The sequence below is a fragment of the Burkholderia sp. IO2 genome (genome assembly GCF_029522185.1).
GTDB classification, from domain to species: Bacteria; Pseudomonadota; Gammaproteobacteria; order Burkholderiales; family Burkholderiaceae; genus Burkholderia; species Burkholderia cenocepacia.
In genome coordinates this window covers 1-15,365 of record NZ_JAKWFH010000094.1, presented here as the reverse complement: position 1 = coordinate 15,365, position 15,365 = coordinate 1, and the positions used below count along the sequence as shown (strand labels likewise).

Genomic DNA, 15,365 nt, shown 5'->3' with positions numbered 1-15,365 from the left:
GCCTGCGCGCGCCGCTTCGCCCGCCGCGGCGACCGCGTCGTGCTGATCGGGCGCCGCCAGGCGCCGCTCGACGCGCTGGCTGCCGAAACGGGGGGCCTCGCGCTGGCCGGCGACGCCGCGAGCGCCGCCGACTGGGCCGGCTTCCTGCCGCGCATCGCCGCACGCTTCGGCCGCGTCGATGCGCTTGTCGCCTGCGCGGGCGGCCACGGCATCGGCCGTGCGGACGAAACCGACGACGCGCAGTGGCGCGCTGCGATGCATGCGAACCTCGACACCGCATTCGTCAGCGCGCGCGCGTGCCTGCCCGACCTGATCGCGCAGCGCGGCAATATCGTGCTGGTCGCGTCGATCGCGGCGCTCGCGGCCGGGCCCGGCGTATGCGGCTACACGGTCGGCAAGCACGCGCTGCTCGGCCTGGCGCGATCGCTCGCGCGCGACTACGGTCCGCACGGCGTGCGGGCGAACGCCGTCTGCCCGGGCTGGGTCCGCACGCCGATGGCCGACGCGGAAATGGAGCCGCTGATGGCCGCGCACGGCGATTCGCTCGACGGTGCGTACGCCCGCGTCAGCGCCGACGTGCCGCTGCGGCGCGCGGCCGATCCCGACGAGATCGCGGCCGTCTGCGCGTTCCTGGCGTCGCCGGACGCGTCGTTCGTGACCGGCGCGACGCTCGTCGCGGACGGCGGCGCGATGGTCGTCGACGTGCCGACGCTCGCGTTCGACCGGCTTTGACGCCACCCGAACCTGCGGCGCGTGCGTGCGCGCTTCCGAATCCGTTAACATCGTCCCGATCCGCCGCCTGGCGCGGCACCGCCTCACCGTTCGGAATTCGATGAACATCCGGTTTCTGGAAACCTTCGTCTGGCTCGCGAAGCTGGAAAACTTCCGGCTCACGGCCGAGAAACTGCATACGACGCAGGCTGCCGTGTCGAGCCGCATCGCATCGCTCGAGGAAGCGTTCGACGTGCGCCTGTTCGACCGCAACACGCGCTCGGCCACGCTCACGCCGGCGGGCCGACGCATGCTGGCCTACGCGGAGCGGATCGTGCGGCTCGATGGCGAAATGCGGCGCGACATCGACGCAGCAAGCGATGCGGGCCTGATCCGGATCGGCGTGATCGAATCGATCGTGCACAGCTGGTTTCCCGCGCTGATGGCGCAACTGCGCGAGCGCTATCCGCGCCTCGACGTCGAGATCACGAGCGACACGACGCTGCATCTGATTCGCCTGCTCAGCACCGACGGCGTCGACCTGATCCTGCAGACCGACCCGGTGCCGGGCCCGGACTTCACGAACCTGCCGCTGTGCGAATTCCCGGTGCGCTGGGCCGCGAGCCCGCGCCTCGGGCTCGGCGGCCAGCCGCTCGACGTCGCGCGGCTGGCCGGTTTTCCGATCATCAGCTTCTCGCGCCACTCGGGGCCGCACGCGACGATCGAGCGGCTGTTCGCGGCGGTCGAACGGCCGGCCAGCATCAACTGCATCACGTCGGTCGCGGCGATGATCCGCCTCGTCGCCGACGGCTTCGGCGTGGCCGCGCTGCCGCCGGCGATCATCGGGCGCGAGCTGCACGAAGGTACGCTCGAACTGCTCGACGTCGCGCCCGAATTCCCGCCGCTGCCACTCGTCGCGACTTACCGCAGCCAGGGGCTGCCGGTCGCCGCGCGCATCGCGGAACTCGCGAGCGAAGTGGCGCGCGCGATGGCGGCTGCCGGGAATCTCGCGAAGCCGGCCGCCGCCGAGCGCGTCGACGCAACGCCCGCGCGCAAGGCGACCACGACAAAGACGAACGCACCGACGACAACGAAGCGCACGACGAAGGGGGCTCCGCCTGCCGCGCCCGCCGCAAAACGACGCCCACGCCGCTCATAAGAAAACCTGTTCACCGCGAATTTGTTTTCTTGTTGGACGGGCGCGACCCGTCTTCGGGACACTGCAGTTCCTGCCCCACCGCGTCACGAGGAACCCCGCAATGACCCGCCTTTCCCTTCCGCACGGCCAGCTTTGCGTCTGGACGGATATCGACCCCGCGCACGAAGCCGATTTCAACGCGTGGTACGACCGCGAGCACATGCAGGAGCGTGTCGCGATTCCCGGCTTCACGCATGCGCGACGGTTTCGTGCGACCGACGGCGGCCCGCGCCGATACCTCGCGCTGTACGTGACGGACGCGCTCGACGTGTTCCGCGGCGATGCGTACCGGCGCGCGTTCACGCAGCAGACCGCGTGGTCGCTCGCGAACTTCGAGCGCATGACGGGTACGCAGCGGCGCGTCGGCGAGCTGACGATCGAGGCCGGCGACGGTGAAGGCGCGCATCTCGCGCTGTTCGTGCTGGCCCCCGATCGCATCGACGTGCCGCACCTGCGCGCGCGCTTCGACGCCGCGCTGCAGGAACCGGGCATCCATGCCGCACGGCTTTTCCGCACGTCACCGGACCTGTCCGCACCGATCGGCGCCGCTGCCGCCGCCCGCCCGGCCGCCGATGCGCTGGTGCTGATCGAAGGCAGCGACGCAACGGCCACGCGCCGCGTCGCCGCCACGCTCGCCGGACACGACGACGTGCGCACCTTCGACCTGCTGTGGCGCGCCGCCGCGCCGCTGCCCGTCCAGCGATGCGACGTCGGAACCGAAACGGCCGCCGCCGCGACCGCTGCCGCCCTGCCTGCCTGAACGCTCGACGCCGCCGCCCACGCCGGCCCGCGCTTCATCCCGTCATCCGTCACGACCTGCCCGATACCATGAGCACTCTCGTCCAGCCCGCCGCCCACGCGCCCCGCCGTGTCCGCAACAGCCGACTCGCGACCGCGAGCATGATCGGCACGTCGCTCGAGTGGTACGACTTCACGATCTACAACACGCTCGCCGCGCTCGTTTTCAACCATCTGTTCTTCCCGTCGGTCGATCCGCTGGCCGGCACGATCCTCGCGTTCTCGACCTATGCGGTCGGCTACGTGTCGCGCCCGCTCGGCGGCTTCGTATTCGGCAACCTCGGCGACCGCATCGGCCGCCGCGCGGTGCTGATGCTCACGCTCGTGCTGATGGGCGTGACGACCGCGCTGATGGGCGCGCTGCCGACCTACGCGCAGGCCGGCATCCTGAGCCCGATCCTGCTCGTCGCGCTGCGCTTCGTGCAGGGCGTCGCGCTCGGCGGCGAATGGGCCGGCGCGGTATTGCTGTCGGTCGAGCACGGCGACCAGAAACGGCGCGGGCTGTCCGCGTCGTGGACGCAGATCGGCCCGTCGTTCGGCACGCTGCTCGGCACCGGCTGCATCGCGCTCGTCACGCTGTCGACCACGTCCGACACCTTCCTGTCGTGGGGCTGGCGCGTGCCGTTCGCGGCCAGCGCGCTGCTCGTCGTGTTCGGCTTCTGGCTGCGGCGCGGCGTCGACGAAACGCCGCAGTTCGAGCAGCTCGCCGAATCGCATGCGACCGCCGACGTGCCTGTCGCCGACGTGCTGAAGTACCACTGGAAGCGCCTGCTGATCGCGGGCGGCTCGCGCATCGGTTCGGACGTGCTGTATGCGCTGATCGTCGTGTTCACGCTCACCTATGTGACGACCGTGCTGCACCTGTCGCGCCCGGTCGCGCTGACGGCCGTGATGATCGGCACGGCCTGCAATGCGCTCGCGGTGCCGTTCTTCGGCGCGTTGTCGGACCGCTTCGGCCGCCGGCCCGTGTATCTCGCCGGCGCGCTCGCCGGCATCGTGTGGGCGTTCGTGTTCTTCGCGCTGCTCGATTCCGCGCGCCCCGCGGCGATCGTCGCGGCCGTCGCGATCGGCCTCGTGATCCATGCGGTGATGTACGGCCCGCAGGGCGCGTTCGTGACCGAACAGTTCCCGACGCGCGTGCGCTACGCGGGCTCGTCGCTCGCGTACACGCTCGCCGGCATCGTCGGCGGCGGCTTCGCGCCGCTCGTGATCGCCGCGCTGTTCCGGCAGACAGGCACGACGACGGCCGTGTCGCTGTACGTCACCGCCGCGCTCGTCGTCACGTCGATCGCGCTCGTCGCCGCGCGCGAGACCGCGCACCGGCCGCTCGACGACTGAGCGCCGCCACCCGCCGACCATTCCTTCGCACTTCAAACGGATAGCCGTATGCCAACCCTGTCGTTCAACGTGATTTCCCTGCAACGCGCGCCGGCCGCCGTCGACGTCGACCTCGAACGCGTCGTGATCGCCGGCTGGGCCGGCCGCGACCCGGCCGCGATCCAGGCGCACATCGACGAACTCGCGGCGCTCGGCGTCGCGCCGCCGTCGACCACGCCGTGCTTCTATCGCGTGTCGTCCGCGCTGCTCACGCAGGCGCCGTCGATCGGCGTGCTCGGCGCGCGCTCGGGCGGCGAGATCGAATGCGTGCTGGTCGACAGCCCGGCCGGCACGCTGGTCACGGTCGGCTCCGATCACACGGATCGCGAAGTCGAAGCGTACGGCGTCGCCGTGTCGAAGCAGGTGTGTGCGAAGCCGCTCGGCCGTGACGCGTGGCGTTATGCGGATGTCGCCGATCACTGGGATGCGCTCGAGATGCGTTCGTGGCTGATTGCGCGCGATGGCGACCGGGTGGCGTACCAGCACGGCGCGGTCAGCGGCCTGCTCGCGCCCGACGTGCTGTGGCAGCGTTTCGACGACCGCCGCACGATGCCCGCGCGCTGCGCGATGTATGGCGGGACCGTCGCCGTGCACGGCGCGATCGCGGCGATGGACGACGGCGACGCATTCGAGATGGAGCTGCACGATCCGGTGCTCGGGCGCAGTCTCACGCATCGCTATGCGGTCGAGGTGTTGCCGGTCGTGGCTTGACGGGAACGGGAAACTGCACGGCATACGGAGGCGACGGCGTTCAGTCGCCGTGCCAGCCCTACCGGTACGGCTGAAAGCAGTGATAGTCCGGAAAGTTGAACTGCGAGTTGTCGCAATACAGCACGCCGGCCAGATCCGTACACCCGCTCAATGCGAACATGATTGCGCCCGCAACCGACGCTTTCCATCCGAAATGCACCATCTCGCCCCCGTTTTCGCCCTATCGGTGTTGACCGACATGATGCGCATCCGACGCACGCGGGTATGTGGAGAATTGTGGTCCGGGGGCTTCATCGGTTCGCCGTGATGCGTTTCCATGCCCGGGCGCTGCCCGTGCTACCCACCGTTGCTCACCCGAGACACCCGAGCCCCGCCAGCGTCGCCTCCACCGCCGTATCGAGCGGCGTCACCGGCTCGCGGCCGAGCACCGCGGTCACGCGCGCGTTGTCCATCCGGATCGGTTTACGCCACAGGTAACGCATCTCGAGCAATTCGCGCAGTGTCGTGACGAACGGCGCGGCCGCCCACACGAGCCACCACGGGAAGTCGCGCAGCGCCGGCCGCATGCCGTGCCGCTGCGCGACGCGTTGCACGGCCTGCGCCATCTGCAGGCCGTCTTCATCCCAATGCCCGCCCAGATGAAAGCGCGCGAACGGCTCCAGCATCTCGCGCCGCTCGATCAGCTCGACCATCACGCGCGCCACGTCCGGCACATACGACCATTGGTGACCGACGCCGCGGCCCGGCACGCTGATGGCCGCGACGGGCCGCCCCGGCTTGATCAACCCCTGCGAAAACCAGCTGTTGCCGAGCTGCGGCCCGAAAAAATCGCCGGCGCGCACGACGATAGCCCGCACGCCGTGCACACTGGCGTCCTGCAGCCGCCGCTCCAGTTCGACGCGGATCGCGCCCTTGCGGGTCGCCGGATGCTGCGGCGCGTCTTCCCGCAGCACCGGAAACGCATCGGCGCCGAAGTTGTAGACCGTGCCCGGCAGCACGACGGTCGCCTGCGCGGCCCGGGCCGCCGCGATCGTGTTGTCGATCATCGGCAGCACCTGCGTGGCCCAGTTCCGGTATCCGGGCGGGTTCACCGCATGCACGATCACGCTGCAGCCGCGTGCGGCGCGCACCACCGCGTCGCGATCCAGCGCGTCGCCGCGCACCCAGGCAATGCCGTCGCGCTCCGCGATTTCGGCATCGAGCCCGCGCTTGAGCGCGCGCACCTGCCAGCCCGCATCGCGCAACTGCCGCGCGACTTCCCCGCCAATCCCGCCGCTCGCGCCGAGCACGAGTGCCAGCCGTTGCGTCCCGCCTGCGTCCGTCGTCATTGCCGCCCTCCTTGAATGGAACCGTCACGACACGCATTCTGGCGCGCCGATCACCATCAAGGAATTGCTGAACCCAGCAGATCAGCTATACATTTATGTATGACCACCGATCTGAACTGGGAACGCTACCGCACCTTCCTCGCGGTGCTGACGGAAGGCTCGCTGTCCGGCGCAGCACGGGCCCTCGGCATCACCCAGCCGACGGCCGGCCGCCATGTCGCGGCGCTCGAGGCCGCATTCGGCCAGACGCTGTTCACGCGCTCGCCGTCGGGCCTGCTGCCGACCGAAGCCGCGCTCGCGTTGCGCGGCCATGCGGAGGCGTTGCGCAGCGCGGCGGCCGCGTTCGAGCGCGCGGCCGCCAGCCACGGCGCCGGCGTGCGCGGCATCGTGCGGATCTCGGCCAGCGACGTGATCGCCGTCGAGGTGCTGCCGCCGATGCTCGCGCAATTGCGGCGCGACCATCCGGGGCTCGTGATCGAACTGGTGCCGACCGACCGCGTCCAGGACGTGCTCAAGCGCGAGGCCGACATCGCGGTCCGGATGGCGCCGCCTGCGCAGGACGCGCTCGTCGCGCGGCGCGTCGGCGCAATCGAGGTCGGGCTGTATGCGCGCGACGATTACCTGACGCACCACGGCGCGCCGGCGACAACCGACGCGCTCGCGCATCACGCGCTGATCGGCTTCGATACGGTCACGCCGTTCATCCGCTCGGCGGGGCACGGCATGCCGCTGTGGAAACGCGACGCGTTCGCGCTGCGCACCGACAGCAACCTCGCGCAGCTCGCGATGATCCGCGCCGGCTACGGGATCGGCTTCTGCCAGACGGCGCTCGCGAAACGCGACGCGCGGCTCGTGCGCGTGCTGCCGGACGGGCCCGCGATTCGGCTGGAAACCTGGGTCGTGATGCATGAGGACTTGCGGGCGAGCCCGCGCTGTCGGGCCGTGTTCGATGCGCTGGCCAACGGGCTGCGTGCGTATGCGGACGGCGAAGGCGCCGAGTAGAAAGCGGCGTGCGTGAATCCGCGGGCCGCGCTATTCGTAGATTTTGCCGGCGAACAGGATGTCCGCGATGCGCCGCCACGGGTTGTCGGGCACATCGTAGAAACGCAGCCCTTCTTCCGACGCCTCCGCCCAGTCGATCATCGCTTCCAGGTACTCGCCGATCGACCGGTTTTCCCAGCCGAGCGCCGCGCGGGCGTACGGCGACAGCGGCGCGTCGGCCTCGAGTTGCCGCTCCGTGTGCCAGTCATGGCCGAGCACGCGCAGGAAGTGGATCAGCGAACGCTCGTCGACCACGCGCTCGAGCGCGTGCTGCAGCTTCGCGGCCATCTGGTTCTTCAGTTCGTCGTCGTTCATGCCTGTGGCCCCCTGGCGCGCCGCTCGGCGACGCGCCGCCGCATGTCGCGCGGCATGGTTTTACATCAGCAGTTGACGCGACAGCACCTCGCGCGCCTGGGTGACGGTCTCGCGTTCGCCCGGCAGCGGCGGCGTCAGCGAAAACACCGCGTCGGGCAGCGGCGGCAGCCGGTATTTCGTGCCGAGCCGCATCAGGCCGTCGCCGATCGCCGACGCGCACAGGCAACCGACCCCGAGCCCCGCCGCGAGCATCGACTGCAACCCGGCGACGCCCGACGCGCTATGCACGAGCACGTACGGCGTGTGCTGCTCGTCGAGCGAGCGCACCGCGACCTGATGCATCATGCAGTCGTCCGGCAGCAGCACCAGCGGCAGCGGCTCCGGCAACTGCTCGGCGAGCTTGGGCGACGCGACCCACGACAGCGGTTCGCGCCGCAGCACCCAGCGCGTGTCGGCCGACGCCGGCCGGAACGGCCCGCTCGACATGTTCATCACGACGCCGAGATCGATCTGCCCGCGTGCGTGCGCCGCCTCGATCTCCACGCTCTTCATCGCTCTCACGTGCAGGCTCAGTTGCGGATAGCACTCGCGCAGCCGCGCCAGCATGCCGGCCACTTCATTCGTCCGGTAATAGTCGGTGATCGCGACGCGCAGCTCGCCCTTGATCGCCTGTCCGCGCAGCTCGTCGAACGCGGCCTCGTTCAGCGCGACGATGCGCCGCGCGTGCTGCAGCAGCCGCGAGCCGGCGGGCGTCGGTTCGACGCCGCGCTTGCTGCGCACGAACAGCGGTACGCCGGCGCGCGATTCGAGCTTGCGCACCTGCTCGCTGACCGTCGATTGCGACAGATGCAGCAGCGGCGCGGCGGCCGTCAGGCTGCCGGCGTCCGCGACCGCCGCGAACGTGCGCAACTGGTCCAGATCGAAACCGCGCATCGTCATTCCTTATCCATCGATTAACCCGATGGATGATACCACTCTTTCCCGCTTTTCCGAAACATGAGCGATCCCCAGAATACGGGGTCAACGGCCTGCATCCGTCGATCGACTATCGGGCCCTCATTTTTTTGGATCCTGCTTTCATGACGAACAACACCCTCGCTCCCTGCGCGCCGGCCGGCGCGGCTGCCGCGGCGACGCCGCGCAGCCACCGCGGCTGGGCGCTCGTGGTCCTGCTGGTCGGCGCCATTCTGCCGCCGCTCGACTACTTCATCGTGAACCTCGCGCTGCCGGCCATTCGCGACGGCATCGGCGCGCGCCAGACCGAGCTGCAGCTCGTCGTGTCGGCCTATGCGTGCGCGAACGCGGTCGTCCAGATCACCGGCGGGCGTCTCGGCGACCTGTACGGACGCAAGCGCATGTTCATGATCGGCATGGCCGGCTTCGTGCTCGCGTCGACGCTGTGCGGGCTCGCCGGCAACGGCGCGGTGCTGGTCGGCGGCCGCGTGCTGCAAGGCCTGTTCGCCGCGATCCTCGCGCCGCAGGTGCTCGCGACGATCCGCAGCGTGTTCAGCCCGCAGGAGCAAGTGCGCGTGATGGGCTTCTACGGGTTCGCGTTCGGCCTCGCGGCCGTGATCGGCCAACTCGGCGGCGGCGCACTGATCAGCCTGCATCCGTTCGGGCTCGGCTGGCGCGCGATCTTTCTCGTCAATCTGCCGATCGGCATCCTGGCGCTGCTCGGCAGCTGGCGCTTCATCCCGGAAAACCGCCCGCCGCGCGGCCAGCGCATCGACGTGCCGGGCACGGTGCTGATGTCGCTGTTCCTGCTGATGCTCGTGTACCCGCTCACGCACGGTCGAGAAGCCGGCTGGCCGCTGTGGATGATCGCGTGCGGGGTCGGCGCGCTGCCGATGCTCGGCGCGTTGCTGGCAGTGGAAGCGCGCCGGCTCGCGCGCGGCCACGATCCGCTGCTCGACGTGCGCCTGTTCCGCAACCCGGTCGTCGCGCTCGGGCTCCTGCTCGCGTTCCTGTTCTACACGCTGAGCGCGTTCTTCCTGAGCTACGGGATCTATCTGCAGGGCTGCCTGAACTGGTCGCCGCTCGCGTCCGGGTTCGCGATCCTGCCGCTCGGGCTCGGCTTCCTCGCGAGCCCGCTGCTGATGCCGCGCCTCGTCGCCCGGTTCGGAGGCTATCGCGTGCTCACGCTCGGCTTCGCGATGCTCGCGGCGGGCGTCGCGATCGCCGCCGCGCTCGCCCGCGACGGCGCGCCGGGCCCCGGCTTCTACGCGGGCATCGCGGCGATCGGCGTCGGGCAAGGGCTCGTGCTGCCGTCGGTCGTGCGGATCGTGCTCGCGGAAGTCGATGCGGCCCGCGCGGGGGTCGCGTCGGGGATGGTCAGCGCGATGCTGCAGATCGGCGCGGCCGTCGGCGCCGCGACGATCGGCGGCGTGTTCTTCGCGCGGCTCGGCGTGCATCCGGTCGCGCTCGATTACGTGCAGGGATTCAGGGCGTCGATGTTCACGCTGACGGTCGTGTTGCTGGCCTGCATCGCGCTGTCGATGGCGCTCGGCCCGCTGCATCGGCGGCTGCATGCGGATGCGTGACGCGCGACACGCGACGGAATCCGCGCCGTCAGTGGAGGCGCGTGACACGGACACGGCGCATGCGCGGCGCGGCGAGACGGCTCGTCGGCCTCCGGTTCATCGGTGAGGCTCGCGCTGCGCCTGCCGCGCCTCCCATTCGGCCAGCTCGACGCGATAGCGCGCGAGCGCTTCGTCGTACAGGTCGAAGACGCACGGCGAGCAGCCGCTGTTGCAGCAGTCTTCCAGTTCGGGTTGGACAGGCGGGGTCGGACGGGGATCGTCGACGGACGGATCTCCGGAAACTTGGTTCGGCACGGCGTGGTCCGGTAAGGTGGAGTGGTCAGTATAGGGCGATCCGGGCCGCCGCCGCTTTCGGCAGGGCGGCCGGATCGACGATGAACGCGTCCATCATGGTGCGATCGTCGGGCGCCGCATGCCGCTGCGTTCGTCCTGTTTCCGTTCCATAGGAGCTGCGCGATGGCCGAAGCCGTGAATCCCCCGGAAGTCTGGGCGCCGTTCGGCGCGTTCTCGATGGCCATGATCCAGGGCGACGGCCGGATCGTGCATCTGAAGGGGCAGGTCGCGCTCGACCGCGACGGGCAGGTAGTCGGCGCCGGCGACATGCGCGCGCAGGTTCGCCAGACACTCGGCAACCTCCGCGACGTGCTGGCCGCACTGGGCGGGCAGATGCGCGACGTGATCTCGCTCGTCCATTACGCGACCGACATCGACGCATTCATGCAGGCCGGCGACATCCGCAACACGTACTTCGCCGCCCCCTATCCCGTGACGACGACCGTCCAGGTCGAGCGTCTCTACCATCCCGACCTGCTGATCGAGATCGCGGCCATCGCCGAGATTCCGCGGGCGCGGTTCCGTCGTCCCGAGACGGCTGCGTGAAACGCATCGGGCTCGCATGAAAGCGCGCGCCGGTCGCGGCATTCCCGGCCGGCGCGCGCACTTGCCTGCAGCCCGCCGGCTTACTTCGCCGGCGCGCCCGGCTTCATGGCCGTCGGCTTGTCGGCCAGCGGCTGCCACGCCGCGCCGAGCGAATACCAGTCGACGCGGCGCGTGAGCGTCATGATGCCGGCGAGAATCGCGAACAGCAGCAGCGAGCCGAGCATCAGCGCATTGTCCTCCGACAGCAGCAGCCCGTAGAGCGCCGCGTACAGCATCGCGAGCAGCGCGGTGAACGTCGCGCCGCGCTTCACGCTGTGCAGCACGAACGACAGGTAGAAGCCGAGCAGCCCGATGCAGGCGCCGCTCGCCGCGAGATACGCATAGCCGAACGCAATGTGTTCGGACAGGCTCAGCAGCAGCAGGAAGAACAGCGCGAGCGACAGGCCGACCAGCGTGTACTGGATCGGGTGAATGCGCAGCCGCTTCACGAGCTCGTACATGAAGAAGCTCGCGAACGTCAGCATCACGAACAGCGCACCGTATTTCGTCGCGCGCTCCGCCTGCAGATAGACGTTCACGGGTTCGATCACCGACACCGACGCCATCTCGATCCCGCCGTCGCCGTTGCCGTTGCCGGACGCCACCTGCTCGCGCGCCTTCGTGTTGAACGACGTCACGTGCCAGTTGCTGACGAAGCCGCGCGCGTCGATCGTGCGCTCGGCCGGCAGGAACTCGCCGCCGAAGCTCGGATGCGGCCACGTCGATTTCAGCGAGAAGTCGTTCTGGTCGCCCACCGGCGCGAACGCGACCGATTCCGCGCCGGCCAGCGGCAGGCCGATGCTGAACGGCACGACCGTCGCCCCGGCGTTTGCCTCCGCCAGCGCCGCGAGATCGACGTTCGCATGCACGCCCTGGCGCAGGCTCTCGAGCCGCGTGCCCTGCTCAACGTCGATCCGCTTGCCGCCGATGCGCAGGTCGGGCTGCGCCTTCAGCCCGCGCAAGTCGCCGATGCCGAGCGCGACGACCGCGCTGTCGATCTTGAAGCTCACGTGGCCGTCGGCCTGCGGCAGCTTCTTCAGGTCCGGCAGCGGCAGCGTGCCCGTCATCCGGCTGTCGAGCCCGTACACGAGCGCCTTGTGGATGCCGCGATAGCGCGTGCTGACCGACAGCGTGCCGTCGACGTTCAGCGTCTTCGGGAACACGAGCAGCCGTTTCGCCTCGCTTTTCAGGACGGTTTTCGCCTTGCCGCCGGCCCGCACGTCGTCGCTCGCGCGCGTGACTTCCGTGTAATGGACGACGAGCACCGGCCCCGTCACCGTCTGCGGCCCCGCATAGCTCGCCCAGATGCTCTGCAGCGCGCTCTGCCGATAGTCGGCGCGTTCCCGCACGATGCTCTGGACCATCTGCAGCGGGATCAGGATCGCCAGCGCGAGCAACGCGGTGATCATGGACTTGAACAACAGGACTCGATTCATTGCTGGGAGGTACCGGAGTGGAAGGTACGGTCAGCATGAGCGGCCCCGGTGAAGGGCGATTGAAGCCGGCGTGAAGCGAATGTGTGGCGGGCGTGAAGCGCGGTCAGCCCGCCGACGGCAGCGTGAGCGTCGCGCACGCGCCGCCTTCCGCGCGGTTCGCGAGCGCGACCTGGCCGCGGTGCAGCATCGCGACTTCGCGGACGAAACACAGCCCGAGGCCCGTGCTGCGATCCTGCCCGTCGGGGCGCGGCAGCGAATAGAAGCGTTCGAACACGCGCGAGAGCGCATAGTCGGGCACGCCGGGGCCGTCGTCGGCGACGCGCACGACCGCGACGTGCGCCCTGCCCGCCGGCTGCCGTTCGAGCGCGATCCGGATCGTGCTGCCCCGCGGCGCGAAATCCAGCGCGTTGTCGAGCAGGTTGCCGAGCGCCTGCCGCAGCAGGAACGGATCGCCGTCGACGACCGCCGGCTCGGCTGCGTCGTTCGCATCGATCCGCAGGCTCACGCCGCGCTGCCGCGCGCGCGGCTCGATATCGTCGACGAGCTGTTCGAGCACCGGCCGCAGCGCGACCGGCTCGTGCACCGACAGGCGCTGCTTCTGCTCGACCTCGGCCAGCGCGAGCAGCTTGCGGATCATCTGTTCGAGGCGGCCGGCCTGGCGGCGGATGTTCTCGGTGAAGCGCCGGCGGTTCGCGACCGGCATGTCTTCCTGCAACAGCTCGGCCGCGCCGCTGATCGCGGCCAGCGGGCTCTTCATCTCGTGCGTGAGCGTGTGGATGTAGGTTTCGACGTATTGCCGGTCCTCCAGCCGCTGATGCATGCTTTCCACCGCGCGCCCGAGCTCGGCCAGCTCGTTCGCGCCCTGCAGCGGCATCGACGCGCGCTCGCCGGCCGCGATCGCGCGCGCATAGCGCTGCAGGCGCCGCAGCCCGAGCACCAGCCACCACGTGCACGCGGCGCCGATCAGGATCGCGCCGCCCATCAGCAACGCGCCGTACAGCATGATCTTGCGCTGGCTGCGCGCGATGAACGGCGCGACCGTCTGGTTCGGTTTCGCGATCGTCAGCACGCCGATGATCTCGTCGCCGCGCCGGATCGGCGCGGCGACGTGCATCACGGTACTGCTGTCGTCGTTCGGATCGCTGCGCGTGCTGCGCGCGCCGTATTCGCCGCGCAGCGTCCGGTACACGTCGTTCCAGCGCGAATAATCCTGCCCGACCGCGCTGCCGGACGAGTCGTAGCGGACGATGCCGTGCGCGTCGGTGATGTAGAGGCGGTAGCCGATCGCGTTCTTCTGGATGCCCCACACGTTCGCGCTGACCGGCCGCTCGTGCAATTTCCCGAGTTGCCGCGCGAAGGCGCCGTCGGCGATATGGCCGTTCGCCATGTCGTCGGCGGCCAGCGTCGCCAGCACCTGCGCGGTGTCGACGAGCGTGTCCTCCATCGCTTCGCGCACGCCGGGCTTCACCTCCTGCACGAACACGCGCAGCGTGATCAGCGCGGCCAGACCGACGATCAGGAAAAAACCGAAGAAGATGCGCAGGCCGATATGCATGGGTGGTGCCGGTCGTTACGGTTGCAGCGAATAACCCATCCCGCGATGCGTGCGGATCGGGTCGCGCTCGGGATCGATCGCGCGCAGCTTGGCGCGCAGCGTCTTGATGTGCGTGTCGACCGTGCGGTCGGCCGAATCGAGCGCCTCGTGCCAGACGAGATCCATCAACTGTTCGCGCGAGTAGATGCGCCCCGGATGCCGGACCAGCAGCGCCAGCAGCCCGAATTCGTAGCGCGTGAGGTCCAGCGCGTGGCCGAGCCACGACACGCGCGCGCCGTCGGTGTCGAGCGTGAAGCCGGACGCGACCGGTGCCGGCGCATCGGCCGGCGCGGTTGCGGGTGTCGGTTCCGGCGCGGCCGTCCGATGGAAGCGGCGCAGGATCACGCGCACCCGCGCCGCCAGCTCGCGCGGCGAAAACGGCTTGACGACGTAGTCGTCAGCGCCGATCTCGAGCCCGACGATCCGGTCGATCTCGTCGTGCCGCGCGGTCAGGAAGATCACCGGAACATCGGTGAACGTGCGCAGCCGCCGGCATACCTCGAAGCCGCTGAGGTCCGGCAGGCCGACGTCGAGCACCACGAGGTCGACACGCGTGCCGCGCAGGCGGTCGAGCGCCGCCTGCCCGAGCGTGCAGTGGACGGTCTGCATGCCGTCGGTGCCGAGGGCGTAGACGATCGTATCCGCGATCGCCTGTTCGTCTTCGACGATCAGGATGGTGGGCTGAGTCATGGGTTCGGGGCGCGCAATCCGGTGCGACATTGTACGCACGCCCGGACCCGACGAGCCCGCCCTCGGCGCACTACGCCACGCGGCCGCTCACCGGAATCGACGCACCGGTGATCGCCTGCGCGTCGGCCGACAGCAGGAAGCCGATCGTCGCGGCGAGCTGTTCGGGCCGGACCCAGCGCGAGAAGTCGGCGTCGGGCATGTCCTTGCGGTTCGGCGGCGTGTCGATGATGCTCGGCAACAGCGCGTTCACGGTCACGCCGCGATCGAGCAACTCGGCCGCCAACGCCTCGGTGAGCCGCGCGACGCCGGCCTTCGCGGCCGCATACGCGCCCATCCCCGCGCCGGCCTTGAACGCCGCGCCCGCGCCGATGTTGACGATGCGGCCGGCCTGGCTCGCGATCAGGTACGGCAGCGCGGCCTTCGACGCGTTCAGCGCCGTCTTCACGTTCAGCTCGTACATGCGATCCCACGTGGCGGCATCGCCGTCGGCGATCGTCTGCCACACGAATGCGCCGGCGATGTTCAAGAGCGCGTCGACCCGGCCGAATTCGCGGTTGACCGTTTCGAGCGCCTGCGCGGCGGCCTGCGGGTCGACGAGATCGATGCCGCCGATGCGCAGCGCATCGGCCGGCACGCCGGGCAGCGCCTGCGCCGCCGGGGCCGCGCCGCGGCCGATCAGCGCGACGCGCGCGCCGCGCGCGCCGAGCC

Annotated in this window: 16 protein-coding genes; 8 read left to right on the top strand and 8 right to left on the bottom strand. The window is 70.0% G+C overall.

All coding sequences use genetic code 11. The features are described from left to right. The 5 genes from MMB92_RS33590 to MMB92_RS33570 form a co-directional block, all read left to right on the top strand. Positions 1-732, top strand: a 732-nt coding sequence (locus MMB92_RS33590; protein WP_277563226.1) for an SDR family oxidoreductase, incomplete at its 5' end; no start/stop codon positions are given. A 100-nt stretch (positions 733-832) separates the two neighbouring features. Next, entirely contained in the window at positions 833-1,870 is a 1,038-nt protein-coding gene (locus MMB92_RS33585) for a LysR family transcriptional regulator (protein WP_277563225.1), read from the top strand. Positions 1,871-1,970: 100 nt separating this feature from the next. After that, complete coding sequence (locus tag MMB92_RS33580) at positions 1,971-2,669, top strand: DUF4286 family protein (protein WP_200037347.1); 699 nt, start codon at positions 1,971-1,973, stop codon at positions 2,667-2,669. A 56-nt stretch (positions 2,670-2,725) separates the two neighbouring features. Beyond that, the gene (locus tag MMB92_RS33575) at positions 2,726-4,045 is read left to right on the top strand and encodes an MFS transporter (RefSeq protein WP_034178639.1); all 1,320 of its coding nucleotides are present in this window, start codon (positions 2,726-2,728) and stop codon (positions 4,043-4,045) included. 48 nt (positions 4,046-4,093) lie between these two features. Further along, the gene (locus MMB92_RS33570; protein WP_277563224.1) at positions 4,094-4,795 is read left to right on the top strand and encodes a DUF2848 domain-containing protein; all 702 of its coding nucleotides are present in this window, start codon (positions 4,094-4,096) and stop codon (positions 4,793-4,795) included. Between the two features lie 350 nt (positions 4,796-5,145). Here the strand turns inward: MMB92_RS33570 and MMB92_RS33565 are convergent, their stop codons facing one another. Beyond that, positions 5,146-6,123 (bottom strand): NAD-dependent epimerase/dehydratase family protein, encoded by a 978-nt coding sequence (locus MMB92_RS33565; protein ID WP_275524370.1) that lies wholly within the window; start codon positions 6,121-6,123, stop codon positions 5,146-5,148. Between the two features lie 99 nt (positions 6,124-6,222). On the opposite strand from MMB92_RS33565, the gene MMB92_RS33560 reads away from it, so the two are divergent. Further along, positions 6,223-7,125: a LysR family transcriptional regulator gene (locus MMB92_RS33560; RefSeq protein WP_124633002.1), complete on the top strand. Its 903-nt coding sequence runs from the start codon at positions 6,223-6,225 to the stop codon at positions 7,123-7,125. 30 nt (positions 7,126-7,155) lie between these two features. On the opposite strand, the gene MMB92_RS33555 is transcribed toward MMB92_RS33560, so the two are convergent. Both MMB92_RS33555 and MMB92_RS33550 read right to left on the bottom strand, forming a co-directional pair. Continuing rightward, positions 7,156-7,479: a hypothetical protein gene (locus tag MMB92_RS33555; RefSeq protein ID WP_006496845.1), complete on the bottom strand. Its 324-nt coding sequence runs from the start codon at positions 7,477-7,479 to the stop codon at positions 7,156-7,158. Between the two features lie 60 nt (positions 7,480-7,539). After that, entirely contained in the window at positions 7,540-8,412 is an 873-nt protein-coding gene (locus MMB92_RS33550; RefSeq protein ID WP_069351955.1) for a LysR family transcriptional regulator, read from the bottom strand. 146 nt (positions 8,413-8,558) lie between these two features. Between MMB92_RS33550 and MMB92_RS33545 the strand changes: the two genes are divergently transcribed. Further along, positions 8,559-10,019, top strand: coding sequence for an MFS transporter (locus tag MMB92_RS33545; protein WP_277563223.1), 1,461 nt, complete (start codon positions 8,559-8,561; stop codon positions 10,017-10,019). Positions 10,020-10,115: 96 nt separating this feature from the next. Here MMB92_RS33545 and MMB92_RS33540 read toward each other — a convergent pair whose 3' ends face one another. Continuing rightward, positions 10,116-10,313, bottom strand: a complete 198-nt coding sequence (locus MMB92_RS33540; protein ID WP_006492647.1) for an oxidoreductase-like domain-containing protein — start codon at positions 10,311-10,313, stop codon at positions 10,116-10,118. Between the two features lie 162 nt (positions 10,314-10,475). Here MMB92_RS33540 and MMB92_RS33535 point away from each other — a divergent pair, with 162 nt between their 5' ends. Continuing rightward, entirely contained in the window at positions 10,476-10,898 is a 423-nt protein-coding gene (locus MMB92_RS33535) for a RidA family protein (protein ID WP_058903285.1), read from the top strand. An 80-nt stretch (positions 10,899-10,978) separates the two neighbouring features. Here the strand turns inward: MMB92_RS33535 and creD are convergent, their stop codons facing one another. From creD to MMB92_RS33515, 4 genes are all read right to left on the bottom strand, one after another. Then, positions 10,979-12,373, bottom strand: a complete 1,395-nt coding sequence (creD, locus tag MMB92_RS33530) for a cell envelope integrity protein CreD (RefSeq protein WP_034202138.1) — start codon at positions 12,371-12,373, stop codon at positions 10,979-10,981. 103 nt (positions 12,374-12,476) lie between these two features. Then, positions 12,477-13,928, bottom strand: a complete 1,452-nt coding sequence (creC, locus tag MMB92_RS33525) for a two-component system sensor histidine kinase CreC (RefSeq protein WP_006485670.1) — start codon at positions 13,926-13,928, stop codon at positions 12,477-12,479. A 15-nt stretch (positions 13,929-13,943) separates the two neighbouring features. Beyond that, positions 13,944-14,657, bottom strand: coding sequence for a two-component system response regulator CreB (creB, locus tag MMB92_RS33520; protein WP_034202136.1), 714 nt, complete (start codon positions 14,655-14,657; stop codon positions 13,944-13,946). A gap of 70 nt (positions 14,658-14,727) precedes the next feature. Continuing rightward, a partial coding sequence (locus MMB92_RS33515; protein WP_253588166.1) for an SDR family NAD(P)-dependent oxidoreductase occupies positions 14,728-15,365 on the bottom strand: 638 nt, incomplete at its 5' end.